At 41.8% G+C, this 15,205-nt stretch carries 16 protein-coding genes; 6 read left to right on the top strand and 10 right to left on the bottom strand.

The features are described from left to right. Nucleotides 1–4: 4 nt before the first annotated feature. The 4 genes from ACTG7L_RS08075 to ACTG7L_RS08060 are packed head-to-tail and all read right to left on the bottom strand — an operon-like array spanning nt 5 to nt 3,396. Nucleotides 5–946 carry a transketolase family protein gene (locus tag ACTG7L_RS08075; RefSeq protein ID WP_439328124.1) on the bottom strand — a complete coding sequence of 314 codons (942 nt, stop codon included), beginning with the start codon at nt 944–946 and terminating at the stop codon, nt 5–7. After that, nucleotides 943–1,761, bottom strand: coding sequence for a transketolase (locus ACTG7L_RS08070; protein WP_439328123.1), 819 nt, complete (start codon nt 1,759–1,761; stop codon nt 943–945). The genes ACTG7L_RS08075 and ACTG7L_RS08070 overlap by 4 nt, the downstream gene beginning before the upstream one ends. After that, the gene (locus tag ACTG7L_RS08065; RefSeq protein ID WP_439328155.1) at nt 1,762–3,117 is read right to left on the bottom strand and encodes a PTS ascorbate transporter subunit IIC; all 1,356 of its coding nucleotides are present in this window, start codon (nt 3,115–3,117) and stop codon (nt 1,762–1,764) included. A gap of 9 nt (nt 3,118–3,126) precedes the next feature. Beyond that, nucleotides 3,127–3,396 carry a PTS sugar transporter subunit IIB gene (locus ACTG7L_RS08060; RefSeq protein ID WP_439328122.1) on the bottom strand — a complete coding sequence of 90 codons (270 nt, stop codon included), beginning with the start codon at nt 3,394–3,396 and terminating at the stop codon, nt 3,127–3,129. A 218-nt stretch (nt 3,397–3,614) separates the two neighbouring features. Here ACTG7L_RS08060 and ACTG7L_RS08055 point away from each other — a divergent pair, with 218 nt between their 5' ends. From ACTG7L_RS08055 to ACTG7L_RS08030, 6 genes are all read left to right on the top strand, one after another. Further along, on the top strand, nt 3,615–4,631 hold the full coding sequence (locus ACTG7L_RS08055) for a LacI family DNA-binding transcriptional regulator (protein WP_439328121.1): 1,017 nt from the start codon (nt 3,615–3,617) through the stop codon (nt 4,629–4,631). Between the two features lie 180 nt (nt 4,632–4,811). Beyond that, complete coding sequence (locus ACTG7L_RS08050) at nt 4,812–5,864, top strand: rod shape-determining protein (protein ID WP_439242758.1); 1,053 nt, start codon at nt 4,812–4,814, stop codon at nt 5,862–5,864. Nucleotides 5,865–5,939: 75 nt separating this feature from the next. After that, nucleotides 5,940–6,983 (top strand): rod shape-determining protein MreC, encoded by a 1,044-nt coding sequence (gene mreC, locus ACTG7L_RS08045; protein ID WP_439328120.1) that lies wholly within the window; start codon nt 5,940–5,942, stop codon nt 6,981–6,983. Beyond that, nucleotides 6,983–7,474: a rod shape-determining protein MreD gene (gene mreD / locus ACTG7L_RS08040; protein ID WP_439242762.1), complete on the top strand. Its 492-nt coding sequence runs from the start codon at nt 6,983–6,985 to the stop codon at nt 7,472–7,474. Before mreC ends, mreD begins: the two co-directional genes overlap by 1 nt. A gap of 133 nt (nt 7,475–7,607) precedes the next feature. Continuing rightward, entirely contained in the window at nt 7,608–8,786 is a 1,179-nt protein-coding gene (locus ACTG7L_RS08035) for an ATP-grasp domain-containing protein (RefSeq protein WP_439242764.1), read from the top strand. A 15-nt stretch (nt 8,787–8,801) separates the two neighbouring features. Further along, nucleotides 8,802–9,554, top strand: a complete 753-nt coding sequence (locus ACTG7L_RS08030) for an esterase family protein (protein ID WP_439328119.1) — start codon at nt 8,802–8,804, stop codon at nt 9,552–9,554. Between the two features lie 58 nt (nt 9,555–9,612). On the opposite strand, the gene ACTG7L_RS08025 is transcribed toward ACTG7L_RS08030, so the two are convergent. From ACTG7L_RS08025 to rimM, 6 genes are all read right to left on the bottom strand, one after another. After that, nucleotides 9,613–10,431 carry an alpha/beta hydrolase gene (locus ACTG7L_RS08025; RefSeq protein ID WP_439328118.1) on the bottom strand — a complete coding sequence of 273 codons (819 nt, stop codon included), beginning with the start codon at nt 10,429–10,431 and terminating at the stop codon, nt 9,613–9,615. A 92-nt stretch (nt 10,432–10,523) separates the two neighbouring features. Next, on the bottom strand, nt 10,524–11,891 hold the full coding sequence (locus ACTG7L_RS08020; protein WP_439328117.1) for an L-serine ammonia-lyase: 1,368 nt from the start codon (nt 11,889–11,891) through the stop codon (nt 10,524–10,526). A gap of 88 nt (nt 11,892–11,979) precedes the next feature. Continuing rightward, entirely contained in the window at nt 11,980–13,224 is a 1,245-nt protein-coding gene (locus ACTG7L_RS08015) for an HAAAP family serine/threonine permease (protein WP_439328116.1), read from the bottom strand. A gap of 240 nt (nt 13,225–13,464) precedes the next feature. Then, the gene (rplS, locus tag ACTG7L_RS08010) at nt 13,465–13,815 is read right to left on the bottom strand and encodes a 50S ribosomal protein L19 (RefSeq protein ID WP_386692374.1); all 351 of its coding nucleotides are present in this window, start codon (nt 13,813–13,815) and stop codon (nt 13,465–13,467) included. 34 nt (nt 13,816–13,849) lie between these two features. After that, the gene (gene trmD / locus ACTG7L_RS08005) at nt 13,850–14,605 is read right to left on the bottom strand and encodes a tRNA (guanosine(37)-N1)-methyltransferase TrmD (RefSeq protein WP_439239526.1); all 756 of its coding nucleotides are present in this window, start codon (nt 14,603–14,605) and stop codon (nt 13,850–13,852) included. Between the two features lie 48 nt (nt 14,606–14,653). Then, complete coding sequence (gene rimM, locus ACTG7L_RS08000; RefSeq protein ID WP_439328115.1) at nt 14,654–15,190, bottom strand: ribosome maturation factor RimM; 537 nt, start codon at nt 15,188–15,190, stop codon at nt 14,654–14,656. Nucleotides 15,191–15,205 lie beyond the last annotated feature (15 nt).

Genomic DNA, 15,205 nt, shown 5'->3' with positions numbered 1-15,205 from the left:
CATATTAGATTAATTCTAATGCTTTCTGCACAATATGCTCCGCCGTTAAACCATATTCTTGCATTAAGAAATCTTGCGTTCCCACTTGCCCATAACGCTGTTGAATCCCGATTCTTCGCATTGGTGTTGGGCAATGTTCTGCCAACACTTCTGCGACCGCTGAACCTAATCCATTGGTAATGCTATGGTTTTCGCAAGTGACAATTTTGCCTGTACGTTTAGCACAATCAATCACGCAATCCACATCCAGCGGTTTTAAGGTGAACATATCCACCACCGTGGCTTCAATGCCTTGTTCTGCCAATTTATCGGCGGCATCTAAGGCTTCGGCGACCATAATGCCATTAGCAATGAGCGTAATGTCTTTGCCTTGGCGTAATATCTTGGCTTTGCCGATAGTAAATTGTTCATCATCTGCATAGAGTTTGACTGCTTGTTTACGAATCGTACGTACCCAATAAAAGCCGTTTAAATCAACTAATTGATTAATGATAGCTTTCATCATTGTGCCGTCTGACACTTCCAATACGGTGGAATGAGCCAAACCACGCACAATCCCCATATCTTCAAAAGACATGTGTGTACCGCCATTATGCACCGCGGTTACCCCTGCATCCGAAGCAATCACTTTGACATTGGCTTTTTGATAATCCACTGCCATAAATAATTGATCAAAACAACGGCGACTGGCGAATGCGGTAAAGCTATGCACAAAGGGGATCATACCTGCTAAGGATAATCCTGCTGCCATACCGACTACATTGGCTTCCATAATACCGCAGTTAATCACCTGATGTGGCAAGATTTTTTGCACTTTATCCATTGTCATACAACTCATCAAATCCGCTTCTAATTGCACGATATTCGGATTGTTTTGCATGGCATTGAGCATGGTTTCCGCATAAATTTTCCGCATTTCTTGCGGATCTTTTTCTCGCTTACTCATCGGCTCATCTCCAACTGTTGAATGGCGTTTTCAATTTCTGCACGACTTTGTTGATCTAAACGCAAATGGTGGCAATTTGGCAAATTCTCCAAATAAGGTACCCCTTGCCCTTTTTTGCTGTCTAAAATCAAGGCTAATGGTCGATCCATTTTTTGTGTTAGCACTTGATAAAGTCGTTCAATATCCGTCCCTTTTACGGTTTCCACGGCAAACCCAAAACTACTGAATTTTGCTCTTAAATCAAAAGGATTGATAATGTCACAAAGCGAACCATCTAACTGTTGTTTGTTATAATCCACAATAACGGTTAAATTGGTTAAATTGCGGTGAGCAATAAATTGAAAGGCTTCCCAGCATTGCCCTTCGTTGAGTTCGCCATCCCCCACAATACAAAATGTGCGGTTTGGCAGTTGACGTAATTGGTGCGATAAGGCAATACCTGTGGCAATGGAAATCCCTTGCCCGAGCGATCCTGTGGTGGCATCTACCCCAAGGGTTTTTAAGCGATCAGGGTGGCTCGGAAAATTTGTCCCATTTTGGTTTAAGGTCAATAAATCCTGTTCAGGGAAATAGCCTTTCAGTGCCAATATGGCATAAAGGGCAGGACCGCCGTGTCCTTTGGATAACACGAAATAGTCTCGCTCTTGCCAATCAGGGCGTTTTGGATCAATTTTCATCACGCCACCATAGAGTACTGCTAACACATCTGCAATGGATAGACTACCGCCGAAATGCCCGAAACCCAGATGCGTGAGTGATTTAAGCAAGGCGATGCGAATGTCTTTCGCCAACGCCTGCATTGCTTGCGTGTTCATTTACGCCCCTTTTTTGCTGGGTTTGACAGCGTAGTTGTACGCCACCAACGCCACAAAGATCGCCACAATCACGCCCATAATCATTTCTTTAGACAAATATTGTGCCATATAGCCTAACAAAATACCGACCCCACCGAAGTCTGCATCACTGAACGTGGTGTTGGCAAAGCCGAGATTGCCTAATACTGGCAATAAGAATACAGGCAAGAACGTAATTAATAAACCGTGTGCAAATGCCCCAATTACCGCACCACGTCTGCCCCCAGTGGCATTACCAAACACACCAGCGGTTGCACCACAGAAGAAGTGTGGCACTACACCAGGTAAAATCAACACCCAATTCAGTTGACCTAACAACGCCAAGCCGACAATACCGCCCACAAAGCTAGAAAGGAAGCCGATTAACACCGCATTAGGGGCATAAGGGAACACAATCGGGCAGTCCAACGCTGGGCGAGCATCGGGAACCAGTTTTTCAGAGAATCCTGTAAAGGCTGGCACGATTTCCGCTAAAATTAAGCGAACCCCTTGTAAGATAATGTAAACGCCAGCGGCAAAGGTAATGGCTTGAATAGTGGAGTACACTAAGAAATGTTGACCGCCACTTAAGTTTTGTTCCACATATTGACTGCCCGCAGAAATGGCTAAAATGAAATAAATGACCAACATTGTCAATGAGATAGAAATGGAACTATCACGCAAGAAACTTAAGTTTTTCGGTAAATTCATTTCTTCCGTCGATTTGGAATTTTTGCCCACTGCTTGACCAATCACCGCAGATAAGAAATAACCGAGTGAGCCAAAATGCCCAAAGCCCACATCATTGCTACCTGTCACTTTTTGCATATAACGGTGCATTAAAGCAGGGAAGAACGCCATCACTAAACCTAACGCCAAGGAACCCACAAACACCAGTTGCACGCCTTCAAAACCCACCACGGTTAAGATAATACCGATCATACAAGCCATATAGAATGTGTGATGACCTGTTAAAAAGATAAATTTTAACCGTGTGAAACGAGCTACGATAATATTGGCTGCCATACCAAACGCCATAATTAATGCGGTGGCCGTACCGTATTTTTCAATCGCCATTGACACAATGGCTTCGTTGTTTGGAATAATACCTTGCACATTAAAGGCGTATTCAAACATACCGCCAAGTGGGGCGAGAGATCCCATTAACACAGTGGCACCGCCACCTAAAACTAAGAAACCTAAAATCGTTTTTACGGTGCCTTTAATAATATCAGGCGCAGATTTTTTCTGAGCGATTAAACCGACCAAGGCAATCAAACCCACCAATACAGAGGGTACTTTAAGAATATCTAAAACAAAAAAGAGTACGCTGTCCATCATAACCTCCTAACGGTTAAAATATGCGGTTAATTTTTCTTCAAATTCGTTTAATCCCACGATATTTTTTACAACGATAATCCGTTCGGGATCAATACTACTACTGGCGGCAATATCACTTGCCATCACAAACACATCGGCATCATTCGGTGTTACCGAAGATAAATCCGTATGATTCACTTCCGCTTCAATACCTAATTTTGCCAATACTTTTTTGATGTTCATTTCCATCATAAAACTGCTGCCCAACCCTGAGCCACAGACTGCCATTATTTTCATAGGAAACTCCTTAGTTAATAAAAATCAGTGTCACTATATAATTCAATGTTAACGCTATCAATAAGCAAATTTCAAAATTGTGATAGCGTTAACATTTTTTCTTAAATTTATGTTCAAAAATGTGATCTTGATCACAAAATATCAGTAAGAAAAAAATGAATTTCAGCAAAACCGATGGCTTTTCTGTATAATACCCAAGACAAAATTAGGGTAATAACATGGCAGAAATAACAAGATCACGCAAAACAACAGGAAAAGTCACTTTAGCCGATGTGGCAAAAGTCGTGGGTGTCGGACAGATGACAGTTTCACGAGCGTTACGCCAGCCAGCGTTGGTTTCTGAGGAAATGCGTGAGAAAATTGAGCAAGCCGTGCAACAACTGGGCTATGTGCCGAACTTTGCAGCCCGTCAATTAGCCTCTGCCACCTCTCGTAATTTGGTTGTGGTGACGCATTCCTTGATTTCTCGTGAAAATGCCTTGATTTTATCCGCACTTCAAGAAAATATCCGTGAATTAGATGTGCAATTAGTGATTCTGATTGCAGATAATAAACACTGGCTACGAGAGTTAATTAATCATTCTCCGTTAGCGATTGTGTTACTGAATTTGACTTGCCCAGCCAATGCTAAGGAATGGATTACACAAAGTGGCATGCCTTGTTTAGAAATTGGTTCTATCCAACAAGATCCCTTGCATATTAATGTCGGTATTGATAGTAAACAAGCCATGAAAAAAATGGTGACTTTTTTGGTTGAAAAAGGTTATCAAGAAATTGCGTTGTTATCAGCAACCCAAGAGTTGGCTATTTTTCAGCAATACCTTGCCAGTTGGCACACGACGCTGTTAGCCAAACATATCAACCCTCATTTAATGTTGCACAGTGCTGAACCGATTTCATTTTCCGCAGGAGGAAAATTATTCAGCGAATCTTTGTTGTTGTGGGGAAAAATTGATGCCTTAGTCTTTGTGTCGGATGAATTGGCTTGTGGCGCCCTATATGAGGCACAACGCCGTCATATCTCCGTACCACAAGATATTGCTATTGCCAGTCTTGGTGGGCTAGACGTGGGAACGGTATCTTATCCAAGACTTACGACGATTTCGATTCCTTATGAACAAATTGGCTATCAGGCAGGTAAAATGCTTAAACGTTTATTACAGGATGATATGCCGAGTTCTCAGACAAAAGTGATTGAAATACCAACAAAATTGGCGGTAAGAGAGAGCTGTTAATATTGTCTCTCGATCCCATCGTAAAATCATTCTTTAATGAGATTCATACCTCAAAAGCCCAAAAGATGATTTAATTCTGTCTTTATACTAATTTTCACTGTAATTACTGTCGATTTTTTGGTACATTACGCATAATTTTTCTATCTCTTATTTAACGAACATTTTATTAGCGGAATTCTTATGTTATTCAAAAAAATTCGGGGATTATTCTCCAACGATCTCTCTATTGACTTAGGGACAGCAAACACATTAATTTATGTGAAAGATCAAGGGATTGTACTTGATGAACCCTCTGTGGTCGCCATTCGTCAAGGGCGTGCGGGGCAACGTAGCATTGCGGCAGTGGGTAAAGATGCCAAAATGATGCTCGGTCGTACTTCAAACAATATTGAAGCCATTCGCCCAATGAAAGACGGTGTGATTGCGGATTTCTTTGTGACGGAAAAAATGTTGCAATATTTCATCAAACAGGTGCATAGCGGTAATTTTTTACGTCCAAGCCCACGTGTATTAATTTGTGTGCCAGCCGGAGCAACTCAAGTAGAGCGTCGTGCGATTAAAGAATCGGCTATCGGTGCCGGTGCGAGAGAAGTGTATTTAATTGAAGAACCGATGGCGGCAGCGATTGGTGCAGGGTTGCCAGTTTCAACCCCAACGGGTTCGATGGTGATCGATATTGGTGGCGGTACCACTGAAATTGCGGTCATTGCGTTGAATGGTTTAGCCTATTCTTCTTCCGTGCGTATTGGGGGGGATAAATTTGATGAGGCGATTATTTCTTATGTGCGTAAAACCTTTGGTTCAATCATTGGTGAGGCGACAGCAGAGCGTATCAAGCATGAAATTGGGGCAGCCTATATTGAATCGGATGCTGATGTGTTGGAATTGGAAGTGCATGGTTTAAATCTTTCTGAGGGCGTGCCTCGTCCATTCACATTGACCTCTCGTGATGTGTTAGAGGCGATTAGCCAACCGTTAAAAGGGATTATTGATGCCATTCGTTCTGCTTTAGAAGAATGTAAGCCTGAACATGCTGCCGATATTTATGAGTACGGTATTGTGTTAACGGGTGGCGGCGCCTTATTGCGTAATATTTCGCATTTAGTCAGTAAAGAAACGGGCGTGCGTGTGGTAGTGGCCGATAATCCATTGACTTGCGTGGCCTTAGGTGGCGGCGAGGCCTTGCATATGATCGATATGCACGGTGGCGATATTTTTAGTGATGATATTTAATAACCTGTGATAAAAAAGTGCGGTGATAAATTTTCGATTTTTGCACCGCACTTTTTGCTTTGTATTGGACTGGCAATGAAACCTATTTTTGGAAAAGCTCCTCCCCTTGGACTGCGTTTATTTTTCGCCGTGATGGCCTCTATTGCGCTGATTCTGTCTGATGGGCAAAGTCACGCTATGATTAAAGTGCGTAGTGCCATGGAAACCTTGGTGGGCGGCTTATATTATTTAGCCAACACCCCTCATACGGTGCTAGATAGTGTTTCAGATAATTTAATTGATACCAATAAATTACAAATTGAGAATCGAGTTTTAAAAGATCAATTACGAGAAAAGAATGCGGATTTGTTATTATTGGATCTGTTAAAAGTGGAGAATCAACGCTTGCGTTTATTGCTTAATTCGCCCTTACGCACGGATGAATACAAAAAAATTGCTGAAATATTAACCGCAGAAAGTGACACTTATCGTCAGCAAGTGGTGATTAATCAGGGACGTGGTGCGGGTGTGTATGCCGGTCAGCCGGTGATTGATGAGCGTGGCGTGGTGGGGCAAATTATTTCCGCCGGTGAAGATACCTCACGTGTGCTGTTGTTGACGGATGTGACGCATTCTATTCCTGTGCAAGTGTTGCGTAATGATGTGCGAACCATTGCCAGTGGCACGGGCCGAGCGGATGAACTGAGTTTGGATAATGTGCCACGTTCGGTCGATATTGTGAAAGGCGACTTGTTAGTCACCTCGGGTTTGGGCGGACGTTTTCCCGAGGGGTATCCCGTCGCGGTGGTGGACAAAGTTTCTCGTGATGGTTCCAATTATTTTGCCACGATCAGTGCCAAACCCTTGGCCTCATTGGAGCGTTTACGCTATGTGTTGTTAGTTTGGTCCAGTGCGGAAGATATGCACAAAGTGCAAGCCTCATCACCAGAAGAGGTGCGCAATGTGGTACAACAACGATTACGCAATATACCACAGAAAAAAGAAAAACCGCTTGAAGAACAAGAACAAGCAGCCCCCCATGCAACGGAAGAAAATGGCACGGAAACCTTACCTGTGGAAATGAACTCAGATGATACGCAGCTAGATCCAGAGTTAAAAGAACATCGGGAGGAAGATTAATGAATACCCGTTTTATCATGCAAGTGATGACGTTGCTATGTATTTTTGTGGTAGCATTAGTGTTGGAAATTGCGCCTTGGCCGGCAGGTTTTCAGAGCTTTAAACCCGCTTGGTTAGTGTTAGTCTTAACTTACTGGTCATTATCCATCCCCGAAAAAGTCAGCATTGGATCGGCTTTTGTGTTAGGGGTCATTTGGGATTTAGTGCTGGGTTCGGTGATGGGTATACATGCCTTGGTTCTCTCGGTTTTTATGTACGTGGTGGCCAAAAATCATGCGTTACTCAGAAATTTATCCCTGTTACAGCAGAGCTTGTTGATCGTGCTATTGGTGTACTGCATTCGATTAGGCATTTTCGTGATTGAACGTTTAATTCACAATGCCACTTTCCAATGGCAAGAAATTTTTGGTGCCTTAATCAGCGGACTACTTTGGCCTTGGGTATTTTTATTATTACGTAAAATCCGCCTGAAATTACAAATTAATGAATAGCCGTAAAATGGGATAAGGTAAAATTTATCCTATTTTTTAGCCGATTTCATCGAAATGTATTGGCAAAATAAACAAAACTCGCTTAGAATTCCCGTTAACCCATAAAAATAGATAACTGAGAGGAAACCCCACGATGTCAAGACCACTTAATTTTGTCATGATTTCTCCCCATTTTCCCACTAACTTCGAAACCTTTGCGGTGCGAATGAAAGAAAAAGGGATTAATACCTTAGGGATCGCAGATACCCCTTATGAACAACTGAGCGAAAATTTACGTAATTCGTTAACCGAATATTATCGTGTGGATAATATGGAAGATTACGATCAAGTGTATCGTGCCGTTGGCCATTTTGCGCATAAATATGGTCGCATTGATCGGGTTGAATCCCACAATGAATATTGGCTAGAATTGGATGCCAAATTGCGTACCGATTTTAATGTGTTTGGTTATAAAAATGACGATATGCTTGCCATTAAAACCAAAGCACAAATGAAAGAAGTGTTCCGTAAAACAGGGCTAAAAGTGGCGAAAGGACAAGTGTTCCATGACGATGATGAGGCCCGCAAACTCGCTAAGAAACTGAAATTCCCAGTGATTATCAAACCGAACTCTGGTGTCGGGGCGAGTGATACCTATAAAATCAAAAGTGCGGAGGAATTAGAGGCATTTTTTGGTTACAAAAATTCGCATGTTGAATATATTATGGAAGAATTCATTGATGGCGACATTGTGACCTTTGATGGATTAACCGATCACGAGGGAAATATCGTGTTCTATGCGAGCTTGGAATATTCTGAGGCGGTGTTAGACACGGTCGAAAAAGATGGTGACATGTTCTACTATGTGCCACGTGAGATTGCTCCAGAATTAATTGCCTTAGGCAAACAATGCGTTGAGGCTTTCGGTGTGCGTGAACGTTTCTTCCACTTTGAATTTTTCCGCACTAAAAAAACCGGTGAATTCTTACCATTAGAAATCAACTGTCGCCCACCGGGTGGATTAACCATTGACATGTGGAATTACGCCAATGATTTTGATGTGTTCGCCGAATATGCCAACGTGGTGAAAGAAAATAAATTCCATAGCCACATTACTCACCCTTGGAATGTAGTCTATATTTCACGCAAAGCGAACCAAAACTATGCGCACAGCATTGAACAAGTGTGCGAAAAATTTGCGCAAAATATTATTAGCGTGCAAACTGTACCCGGTGTCTTTGCCAAAATCATGGGCGAACATGGTATTTTAGCCCGTGCCGACAGCATTGAAAAAATGCGTGAAATCGTGCAATTTGCACATCAAAAACAATAAGACAGGAATAACAATATGCACTTTGAGAGAAGAAGTCAGTGGAGTGGGGAATTAGGCCGTGAAATGCACTTTAATGTGTATGGGCATGCGGGCAAACCCGTGATTGTGTTCCCGTCCTCTGGTGGTAACCAAAATGAATACGGCAATTTTGGCATGATTGATGCTTGCCGTTCATTTATTGAGCGTGGCTTAATTAAATTCTATACGCCAGATTCCTATGATAGTGAATCTTGGTTGGCCACATGGAAAAGCGGGCATGATATGGCGTTAGCGCATAATGCTTACGATCGTTATATTGTACATGAATTAGTGCCGTTAATTCGTCACGAATCCCAATGGAATGGCACCATGATTGCCACGGGTTGCAGTATGGGCGCTTTCCATACCATTAACTTTGCCTTACGTCACCCTGATTTATTTGATACGGCCATTGCCTTAAGTGGCGTATATGATGCCCGTTTCTTTACTGGTGATTTTGGCAATGATCAAGCGGTGTATTTCAATTCGCCGATTGATTATGTGTCTAATCAACATGATGAATGGTTCCTTGAGCGTTACCGCCAAAACCACTATTTAGTGGCCGTGGGGCAAGGCGCATGGGAAGAACAGCATATTGCGGATTCTAAACGTTTACAGCAGGTGTTTGAAAACAACGGCATTCAGGCTTGGTTCGACTTCTGGGGCGGTGATGTGGATCATGACTGGCCTTGGTGGCGAGTGCAAATGCCATTCTTCTTAGGTAAGCTAGAAGAACAAGGGATTATTTAATCCTAAAGCAAATCCAAAAGCGCAAAACTGCGGTGATTTTCACCGCAGTTTTTTGCGATTAGGTTAACGAAAATTGTAAAAATTCGACAAAATGATCCGCCCAATGTTTTTCATGGTGGATCTCATTCGCCATGATACGTAAACAGAGATTATCGACAGGGTGGCCAGTTCTGATTAAGGATTGATAATAACGCAAGGTGCAATCAATATAGGATTGGCTCATATTGGAAATATATTGCGCATCAGCGTCGTCGCCCTCATTGGTCCCCACCTGAATAAACACACGGCTAGCACGATCAATCGGATTGTGATGGGTGAAATGCAGAAAATCCACCTCACAAAACCACGAGGCCAAGGAAAACACGCCTAAGTGGCCGAAAATATGTGGATAAGCGGAACCCATATAAGCGGTAATAATCCCCCCCATGGAACTGCCTGCCAATAAGGTATGTTCACGTTCGGGCTTGGTACGATAATGTTGATCAATAAAAGGTTTGACAGTATTTACCACCCAATCTCCATATTCAGCGCCTTTTCCCCCCGTTTGACGAGCTTGTTCGGTAAAACCAACGCTGGCTTGCCAAGGGGAATATTCATCTAATCTGTCTGAACCGGCGTTGTCGATGCCAACAATGATTAATTTGGGAAATTCTTTATGTTTTTTGATGGTCGGAATAATTTTCCAAGAATAGCCAGAATACGATTCTTTGCTATAAAATACATTTTGGCCGTCGTGCATATATACCACAGGATAATGCTGCCATTGATCTTTGTGATAGCCTTTTGGTAGTAACACTCGCACACGGCGGTGATGATCGTAATAGGGAACATATAAAAAATGTTCTTCCATTTTTAAATAAAAGCGTTCCGAAACCATTTATTTTCCTTATATCTCAATATAAAAGTGCGGTTATTTTAAAACAAAAAAGAGAAGATGAGTATCTTCTCTTTTAGAAGTTACTCATTTCTTTAATCACAAACCACTTTAATCGCCAAGCCACCTTGTGATGTTTCACGGTATTTGGAATTCATGTCCTTGCCCGTTTCATACATAGTTTCAATCACTTTGTCTAAGGTGACTCGTGGGTTAGTGGTACGGCGTAAGGCCATACGGCTCGCATTAATTGCTTTCACAGATGCGATGGCATTACGTTCAATACAAGGCACTTGCACTTGCCCACCCACAGGGTCACAGGTTAAACCTAAATTATGCTCCATAGCAATTTCAGCGGCAATACAGACTTGTTCAGGGCTACCGCCTAGAATTTCCGCTAATCCAGCTGCAGCCATAGAACAAGCGACGCCCACCTCACCTTGGCAACCAACTTCCGCCCCAGAGATAGAGGCATTCATTTTGTATAATGAACCAATCATGCCACAGGCCAGTAAATAGCGTTCGATAATTTCTTGGCTAATCGGAGAAATAAATTTCTCATAATAAGATAATACCGCCGGAATAATGCCACAAGCCCCATTGGTTGGCGCTGTCACCACACGACCGCCAGCTGCATTTTCTTCATTCACGGCTAACGCATACATATTCACCCAGTCAATCACACGCATTGGATCATTGGATAAGTTCGTGTTGGCTTGTAACATACGGTACAAAGTTGCAGCACGTCTTGGCACTTTTAATGGTCCTGGTAAAATGCCCTCAGTATGTAATCCACGCTCAATACAGGCTTGCATGGTGTTCCATACTCGGAGTAGGTGTTGTTCGGTCGCCGTTTTGCCGTTCAAGGCAATTTCATTTTCCATGGCAACGGTGGAGAACGCTAAACCATTTTCTTTGCAATGTTTTAAAATATCCACCGAATTTTGGTAAGGAAACGGAATTTCAATGTCCCGCTTTTCTTCTTGCCCAAAATGTTCTTCATCCACAATAAATCCACCGCCAATAGAATAGTAGGTTTTTTGGTAGATCACCTTGTTTTGTTCATCAAGTGCGGTGATTTTCATGCCATTTTCGTGTAATGACAAAAAGGTTTGATGAAACATCATATTTTCATCAAAATTAAAGATCACCTTTTTTTGGCCTTGTGCAATCGGTAAGAGGGCGGTTTTCTTTAATTCGGCCACAAATCGAGGAATTAACTCAATATCCACATCATCTGGCAAATAACCGGCTAATCCCATAATAATCGCCGTATCTGTATTATGGCCTCGACCTGTCATAGACAACGAACCATACACATCAACGTGAATTTTGCCCACTTGTTCAAATAATTGTTGGGAAAGCAAATCATCTACAAATTGCTTTCCTGCTTTCATTGGTCCAACAGTGTGTGAGCTAGACGGACCAATGCCCACTTTAAACATATCAAATACGCTAATCATATTATACTTCTTATAGAGTATTCCCTTTCTCATACCATGAAAAAGGGAATTTGATTATACAAAAAAGAGTGGCATTTTAGCTTAAATTCTAAAATAGTCCATAGACAACCGCAGAAATGGCAATTAATCCCATCACGGTGACAAAGATATTACTTAATTGACCTTGATAACGTTGCATTGCTGGCACTTTGCGAATTGCATACATCGGCATAATGAACAGGATCATCGCAATAATTGGACCACCTAAAGATTCAATTAGGCCTAAAATACTTGGGTTAATGACGGCAACGCCCCAAAGGGTTAACAAGAAAAATACCGCAGTGCCATAATTGAGTTTTTTACGATTAATTTGTTTATTGTCGGTCATTTTAATGTAAAGCCCTTCTAAGCCTTCTCTCGCACCTAAATAATGACCAAAGAATGAACTAGTAATGGCAAGGAAAGCCACTAATGGACCAAAATAAGAGATATATGGATTATCAAATTTGTTTGCCAAGAAAGATAAAATACTGATATTTTGTTCTTTCGCCAAGGCTAATTCTTCAGGGGTTAAAGTAAGAACACAGCTAAACACAAAGAACATCACAAAGAGTAATAACATAGTGGATGTACCTTTTAGGGTTTTGCTTGCGTATTTCTCGGCTAAAATCGGATCTTGGTATTCACGTTGTTGTGATTGCGAGAAAGCAGAAATCGCAGGAGAATGGTTAAAGGAGAAAACCAATACCGGAATAGTGATCCAAAGTGTGGTAATAAAGCTACTTGCGGTTGGCATTTCTTGCAACATGGAACCGTTCCATTCAGGAATCAGATAAATAGACAAGGCGAAAAGAATAAAGACTAATGGATACACTAACCATTCAGTCAATTTTAACATCACACGTTCATTCATTAACATCACTGAAATTAACACGGCGATTAACACGAAAGAAAGTAATGCACGGTTTGGCGATGCCATGCCTAATTGGTGGACGATAAAGGAATCCACCGTGTTGGTAATACCGTTACCATAAATTAATAAAATCGGGAAAATGGCAAAGAAATATAATAAGGTAATTAATTTTCCTGCGGTTTTACCAAAGTGTTCTTCTACGACTTCGGTAATGTCGCTCCCCGGTTTAGAAGACGACAAAACAAAACGAGATAAACCACGGTGTGCCAAATAGGTCATTGGTCCGACTAAAATGGCCATAATCACTAATGGCCAGAAACCGGCACGACCCGCATTAATCGGTAAAAATAATACGCCCGCACCCACAGCGGTACCAAATAAGTTAATCATCCAAGCGATGTTAAATTTCGTCCATTTTGTAGACGGTTGATTTGAAGACATATGTACTCCTTGGTCTTGTTATAATTGTTATTAAAATAAAATCCGTGCGTATAATATGCCGAAGATTAAGGAATTTCAAAAATAAATATCAAAAATGTGATCTAGTTAAAAGATTTATATGCTATTTGTCTAAATTTTTAACAGAATAAAAACAAAGTGGGGAATAGGCAGTCAAATAAAGCAAAAAAGCTTGGAAAAACCAAGCCTTTTTTTGCTATTTGCCGTACAATAATTCTACAATTAAGCACCCAAACGTTCTTTAATACGTGCAGATTTACCTGAACGTTCACGTAAGTAGTAAAGTTTCGCTTTACGTACCGCACCTTTACGTTTCACAGCAATGCTGTCAATCGCTGGTGAGTGAGTTTGGAAAACACGTTCAACGCCAGTACCGTTTGATACTTTACGTAAGGTAAATGCACTGTGCAAGCCACGGTTACGAATTGCAATAACCACGCCTTCGAATGCTTGCAAACGTTTTTTAGAACCTTCAACAACCCATACTTTCACTTCTAATGTGTCACCGGGACGGAAGCTAGGGATGTTTTGTTTTAATTGTTCATCTTCAAGTTGTTTAATGATGTTGCTCATTTTTTAAACCTTTTTTAATACTAGAATTAACTGATTAAGCCTGCTCTTTTTTAATTTGAGCGAGCAATTTTTTTTGTTCGTCAGTCAGAGCTAGTTTTTCCAGTAGCTCAGGGCGTCTTAACCACGTTCGCTCAAGGGATTGTTTCAATCGCCATTTGCGAATTTCTTCGTGGTGACCCGACATCAGTATGGGTGGTACAGTAAGCCCGTCTAACACCTCTGGCCGAGTATAATGTGGGCAATCCAATAACCCTGTGGCAAAGGAATCTTCCTCTGCGGAGGCTTGTTTGCCTAATACCCCGGGAATAAATCTTGCAACGGCATCAATTAATGTCATTGCAGGCAATTCCCCGCCAGTCAGAACATAATCGCCGATTGACCATTCTTCATCAATTTCGGTTTGAATCAATCGTTCATCAATGCCCTCGTAACGACCACACACTAAAATGAGTTGTTCATTTTGTGCCAGTTCTTTTACGCCAGCTTGATCCAATTTACGTCCTTGCGGTGACAAGTAAATCACTTTTGCCTTGTGACCGCTCTTGTGATGTGCTTTCGCCTGTTGTTTGGCTTGATGAATGGCATCCCGTAAAGGCTGCACCATCATCAACATACCCGGCCCACCGCCATAAGGGCGGTCGTCTACGGTATGGTGCTTATCCCAAGTAAAATCCCTTGGATTCACACATTGCACATCCAGTAAATGTTGTTTGACTGCTCGGCCTGTTACCCCAAATTCTGTAATTGCTTTAAACATGTCGGGAAACAGGGTGACGATCCCTATAAACATAAATTTCCCCGAGAGTTACTACTTAAAAGCGCCACAGCATACCTGAGATTAGAAACCTGCGTCCCAATCCACTTCAATCGTCTTTGTGGTGAGATCGACTCTTTTAACTACTTGTTCATACAAAAACGGGATTAACCGTTCTTGTTTGCCGAACGCATCTTTGCTATTCGCTCGGACCACCAACACATCATTAGAACCGGTCTCCATCATTTCTGTCACGGTCCCCATGGCGTAACCTTGTAAATTGACCACTTGGCAACCGATCAAATCGTGCCAATAATAATCGCCGTCGCCCAATTCAGGAAAAACCGACAAATCTACGCCAATTTCCACATTCGCCAAGGTTTGTGCTATTTCTCGATCGTCAATATTTTTCAATTTCACGATCAATTCATGATTATGATGTTTCCAACTTTCTAATTCGGTGGGTTGCCATTGCCCCTTGATTTTTAAATACCAAGGTTGATAGCTAAAAATGTTTTCAGCGGATTCGGTGGAGGAATAAATACGCAACCAACCACGAATACCGTAAGTCGAGCCGAGTTTTCCGACTACTTCAATACGTTGTTCATTGTGTTGTGTCATATTTATCACCTATAC

Origin of the sequence: Lonepinella sp. BR2357, from assembly GCF_051851525.1 — a bacterium.
Lineage (GTDB): Bacteria > Pseudomonadota > Gammaproteobacteria > Enterobacterales > Pasteurellaceae > Lonepinella.
This window is presented reverse-complemented; position numbering and strand designations above follow the sequence as displayed.

Coding starts and splice junctions, on each gene's coding strand:
- mreC (WP_439328120.1), top strand. CDS start 5,940: ATGAAACCTATTTTTGGAAAAGCTCCTCCCCTTGGACTGCGTTTATTT.
- ACTG7L_RS08030 (WP_439328119.1), top strand. CDS start 8,802: ATGCACTTTGAGAGAAGAAGTCAGTGGAGTGGGGAATTAGGCCGTGAA.
- ACTG7L_RS08025 (WP_439328118.1), bottom strand. CDS start 10,431: ATGGTTTCGGAACGCTTTTATTTAAAAATGGAAGAACATTTTTTATAT.
- trmD (WP_439239526.1), bottom strand. CDS start 14,605: ATGTTTATAGGGATCGTCACCCTGTTTCCCGACATGTTTAAAGCAATT.
- rplS (WP_386692374.1), bottom strand. CDS start 13,815: ATGAGCAACATCATTAAACAACTTGAAGATGAACAATTAAAACAAAAC.
- ACTG7L_RS08055 (WP_439328121.1), top strand. CDS start 3,615: ATGGCAGAAATAACAAGATCACGCAAAACAACAGGAAAAGTCACTTTA.
- ACTG7L_RS08075 (WP_439328124.1), bottom strand. CDS start 946: ATGAGTAAGCGAGAAAAAGATCCGCAAGAAATGCGGAAAATTTATGCG.
- rimM (WP_439328115.1), bottom strand. CDS start 15,190: ATGACACAACACAATGAACAACGTATTGAAGTAGTCGGAAAACTCGGC.
- ACTG7L_RS08035 (WP_439242764.1), top strand. CDS start 7,608: ATGTCAAGACCACTTAATTTTGTCATGATTTCTCCCCATTTTCCCACT.
- mreD (WP_439242762.1), top strand. CDS start 6,983: ATGAATACCCGTTTTATCATGCAAGTGATGACGTTGCTATGTATTTTT.
- ACTG7L_RS08070 (WP_439328123.1), bottom strand. CDS start 1,761: ATGAACACGCAAGCAATGCAGGCGTTGGCGAAAGACATTCGCATCGCC.
- ACTG7L_RS08060 (WP_439328122.1), bottom strand. CDS start 3,396: ATGAAAATAATGGCAGTCTGTGGCTCAGGGTTGGGCAGCAGTTTTATG.
- ACTG7L_RS08065 (WP_439328155.1), bottom strand. CDS start 3,117: ATGGACAGCGTACTCTTTTTTGTTTTAGATATTCTTAAAGTACCCTCT.
- ACTG7L_RS08015 (WP_439328116.1), bottom strand. CDS start 13,224: ATGTCTTCAAATCAACCGTCTACAAAATGGACGAAATTTAACATCGCT.
- ACTG7L_RS08050 (WP_439242758.1), top strand. CDS start 4,812: ATGTTATTCAAAAAAATTCGGGGATTATTCTCCAACGATCTCTCTATT.
- ACTG7L_RS08020 (WP_439328117.1), bottom strand. CDS start 11,891: ATGATTAGCGTATTTGATATGTTTAAAGTGGGCATTGGTCCGTCTAGC.